We start from the raw sequence: 3,891 nt of genomic DNA on the forward strand, positions 1-3,891 counted from the left end.
CTGGTCCACGCCATCACCGCGCCACGCACCACACTGACGCAACATGCACACCCGGCCACAAGGCGGTGGCCGGGCGCGCCGAAGCAGCTGACCGGCCGCCATGCGGGAGACCCTCCCGACAGCGGCCCGAACTCAGCCTTCTCGCTGTGGGCTGACAAGTTGTGCGGGATCTCTCCGGAGAGGGTGGTGCCTGTGGTGTGGCTAGGCGGTCGGCTTACGGATGCTCATCGATGGCTGGGCCCGCCGGTCAGTCGATGCCTTCGATGATGCGGAAGTCGCGCTCGACGCCGTCGGGGAGGGCCACCAGCGCCTTCTGGTATGCCTCGCTCTCGTATGCCGCGACGGCCTGTTCAAAGCTGTCGAACTCGATCAGAACGACGCGTTGCGTGATTCCGGCCTCGTGGGCGACGACTCGACCGCCACGGGACGGGATCCGGGACAGGGTGCGCCCGCCCCCAGCCTGGACAGCCGGACCGGCCAGCTTGTCGTAGGCGGTCAGCCTCTCAGGGTCGGAAATGGCGGGGTAGACACTGACCCAGTAGCCCTTAGCCATGGAAACCTCCTGTGTTGGGCCGGACACGTCCGACTTCGAATTGACATTCAGATCGATCGATCCCGGCGACGGGTACTGCGGTCAGTTGAATCGCCATATGCGCAGGCTAGGGCTTGATGTGCGGTCGGGGGAAAGACCGGTACGGGATAGCCTCAGAACGGATCGTTATCAATCGGCAGGGAGGCCACGTGGCGCCGGATACGGTGAGCCTGCGGTACTTCCTGGTGCTGGCGCAGGAGTTGAACTTCACCCGCGCGGCCGCACTGATCGGTATCGCACAGCCCGCACTCAGCGCGCGGATGCGCCGATTGGAGGCGGAACTCGGTACGGCCCTGCTGGTCCGCAACACGCGTAGCGTCGTATTGACCACTGCCGGTGCGGCTTTGGTGGAGTCCGCGCCGCCCGCGCTGGCGGCGCTGGACCGGGCATGGGACACCGCCCGGAGCGCGGCGGCCGGTGAACTGGGCACGCTGCGCATCGGGTACAGCCTCAGCGCCGGGGCCGAGACGGCACCGGCCCTGGTGGACAGGCTGATTCGCGGCAACAGCGGACTCGAGGTCGGCGCGGTCCCGATGGCGACACCGGAGATCTCCCCCGCGGTCGCCGACGGCCGCATCGATGCCGGGATCACCCGCGGTGAACAGCCGGGCCGTGGCGTGCGCCGGTTCCTGCTGCGGCGTGCGCGCATCGGGGTCCAGCTGGCGCAGCACCATCCGCTGGCCGAACACCCGGAGATCGAGATCGCCGACGCGGCCGCGTATCCGCTGCGACTCCCGGACCGTGCGGCCAACCCCGTGATCCACGATCAGCTGTCCGCACTGTTCCGAGACACCCGACCACACCCCCGATTCCACACGCCTGCAGTCTCCTTCGACATGTCTCAGCGCGACCTGCGCGACGGGGTCACCCTCGCCCCGGCCGGAGAAGCCGCGGCCACGGCACAACCAGCCGGTCTCACCTGGCGACCGCTGCGAGGCGCGCCCAGCCTGACGATCCACCTGGTCCTCCCACACGAGCAGTCGCCGCTACACCGCCGCATCCGTGCCGTCGCCAAAACCCTGGCGCACGAGCTGCACTGGCTGCCGGGCTGACGCGCAAGAGGTCAAGCGAGACGGACGCCGGCGGTGGCGAGGCCGAGGCGAAGAGCAGCTGGCCCCACTCCCCCGCCGGGCTGGGGTGCGGGGCCAACCGTGTATCAGGTTCGGTTGTTGAGCAGCTTGATCAATTGCGCCAGCTTTTCGGCAGGCATGTGCTCTTCGAGGATTCGGAGCACCGCTTCGGGCCGGCCGAAAGGCATGGACGTGATTCCCACCAGTTCCGGCAGCGGTTCACGCCGTCGCGTCTGGTCTGCCGATTCATCTGTCTCAGCTGCCGCGGCCCTGCGGGCCTGTGGTGTAGCGGCCTCACCTTGGAGCGGTACACCTGGCTGCGGGGCGCGGGATCCGGTGGCCCCAGCTTCAGGCTCGTCCCGCTCGGTGTCGTCCATTACGCCGTAACGAGACTCAGGGGTGGCGCGGGGCATGCTGCGTTGGCGCCGACGCATGCCCTCCTCGCCGGCCTTCTTCTCCTTGAGTTCATCCAGCGCCTTCTGCTGCTGTTCGGCGGGCTTGTTGCCCACAGCCCGCAGCAGGTCGACGCTCTCGGTGCCCTCTTCGAGGCTTTGCTGCAGCTCGGGGGTCAGGCCCAGCAGGGCCAGACGTTGGGAGACCCAACCTTGTGACTTGTGAAGTCGCTTGGCGAGCTTGGTCTGGGTTTGGTGGATGGCCAATAGCCGTTGCAGCGCTCGCGCTTCGTCCATCGGCTCCAGGTCCTGGCGGTGGACGTTGGCGACCAGGGCTGATTCGAGGAGCTCTTCTTCCGTGCTGCCTTGGGAGTCGTCGACCATCACCTTCAACTCGGCCACGCCGAATTCGCGGGCGGCCCACAGGCGGCTGCTGCCGTCGACGACCACGTGGGTGGTGCCGTCTTCGAGTTCGCTCTCGCGCGCCGGATTCGCGGTGACGTAGGCGTCACGGTTCATGACCGTGACGGCTTGCTTCTGGCCGTGGTCCTTCAGGCTGTTGCCCAGGTCCGTCAGGTCCCCGAAGGTGGTGCGCGGGTTGTCGGGGTTGGGGCTGATGAGGTCCACAGGCAGGGAGGTCGGGTCGGGCACTCCCTCGGTGGGCACGCCACCGGTAGCCGCGGCGACAGCCGCCCGGCGGGCGCTGACTTGGCTGCGGGTCCTGCCGAACGACGCACCGGTTCCCAGTTGGTCGGCGACGCGGCTCATGAAAGCTCCCTTGCCAGTGCGCGCATGGTGATGGCCTGCTCGCCGCGGGGCGAGAACGTCAGCAACGGCTGTTTGACGCGCACTGCCTTGCGCTGGTCTCCGAGGTCGCCGATGACGGCGACGACGCGCGGGTCCTTTATGGCGATCCAGGCGTCCAGCGAGGACGTGGCGATGAATCCGCGGCGGGGGTCGTAGAGGTTGACGACGATGCCCAGGTAGTCGAGTTCGATTCCCATGTCTTCGCGGAGGTCCTCGATCTGCTCGATGAGGAGGTCATAGGCGTCGGCGCTGCTGTCCTCGGCCTGCACGATGATCAGCGGCCCCGAGACGCCGGTGTCTTCCTCGTCGCGCCGCCGGCCGTAGAAGATCGCGGCGTCCATGCTCAGGCCGAGGCTGGGTGGGCAGTCGACGATGATTTCGTCGTATTCGGCCTCGAGGGGTGCCAGAGCTCGCTCGAGGGCTGCCTCGCGGAAGCGCACCTTGGACAGGGCGACGTCCAGGAGGAAGGCATCCTTGCAGCCGGGCAGCAGATCCAGGCGGTTGCCGTAGCGGTCGTCGTTGATGGTGACGACCAGGTCGCGAATATTGCCCTTGGCCTCGCCGGACATGTGCTTGCTGAGGCTGTCGGAGTCCGGGCTCATCGGAATGTCTTCCTGCCCGAGCTGCTTGGTCAGGTGGCGCTGCGGGTCGAAATCGACCATGAGGATACGGCGCCCCAGGCCGGGCAACTCCTCGATTTTGAGCGGCGACTTCGCTGGGCTCGGCGTGGCCTCTTCATCGAGTGCTGCAGCTTCTTGTGCGGCGATCTGGTCGGCCAGGTGGCGTGAGATCCGTACGGGGTGAAGGGATTCCGGGTCTTCGGCCAGTGCCGCACCGAGACCTGAGGTCACGGCGGTCTTGCCGACGCCGCCCTTCTGGTTGCAGACAATGCGGCGCTTGGGGTGCTTACGGCGCGGGACAGTGGGTGGCGGGTTGGTGTCCAGCCACAGCGTCACCGATTGGGCAAGCCCTTGGATCAGGGAGACCTTGCGGTCCTTGGCGACCTGGGTGAAGGAGGCCCACTGTCCGG

General features: G+C 67.4%; 4 protein-coding genes. 1 reads left to right on the top strand and 3 read right to left on the bottom strand.

Annotated features, from left to right (window positions below; genetic code table 11):
* Positions 1 to 247: 247 nt before the first annotated feature.
* The gene (locus ABD378_RS44005) at positions 248 to 553 is read right to left on the bottom strand and encodes a DUF1330 domain-containing protein (protein WP_262037378.1); all 306 of its coding nucleotides are present in this window, start codon (positions 551 to 553) and stop codon (positions 248 to 250) included.
* A gap of 188 nt (positions 554 to 741) precedes the next feature.
* On the opposite strand from ABD378_RS44005, the gene ABD378_RS44010 reads away from it, so the two are divergent.
* Positions 742 to 1,644, top strand: coding sequence for a LysR family transcriptional regulator (locus ABD378_RS44010; RefSeq protein ID WP_344531161.1), 903 nt, complete (start codon positions 742 to 744; stop codon positions 1,642 to 1,644).
* 104 nt (positions 1,645 to 1,748) lie between these two features.
* On the opposite strand, the gene ABD378_RS44015 is transcribed toward ABD378_RS44010, so the two are convergent.
* Complete coding sequence (locus ABD378_RS44015) at positions 1,749 to 2,822, bottom strand: ParB/RepB/Spo0J family partition protein (RefSeq protein WP_344531163.1); 1,074 nt, start codon at positions 2,820 to 2,822, stop codon at positions 1,749 to 1,751.
* Positions 2,819 to 3,891 (bottom strand): ParA family protein (locus ABD378_RS44020; RefSeq protein ID WP_344531165.1); only part of this gene is annotated, 1,073 nt, incomplete at its 5' end. The genes ABD378_RS44015 and ABD378_RS44020, both read right to left, overlap by 4 nt.

It is taken from the genome of Streptomyces rectiviolaceus (assembly GCF_039533825.1).
GTDB lineage: Bacteria > Actinomycetota > Actinomycetes > Streptomycetales > Streptomycetaceae > Streptomyces > Streptomyces rectiviolaceus.

What these genes read in the sequence shown, in the direction of transcription:
- ABD378_RS44005 (WP_262037378.1), bottom strand. Translation starts at nt 553, where the DNA reads ATGGCTAAGGGCTACTGGGTCAGTGTCTACCCCGCCATTTCCGACCCT.
- ABD378_RS44015 (WP_344531163.1), bottom strand. Translation starts at nt 2,822, where the DNA reads ATGAGCCGCGTCGCCGACCAACTGGGAACCGGTGCGTCGTTCGGCAGG.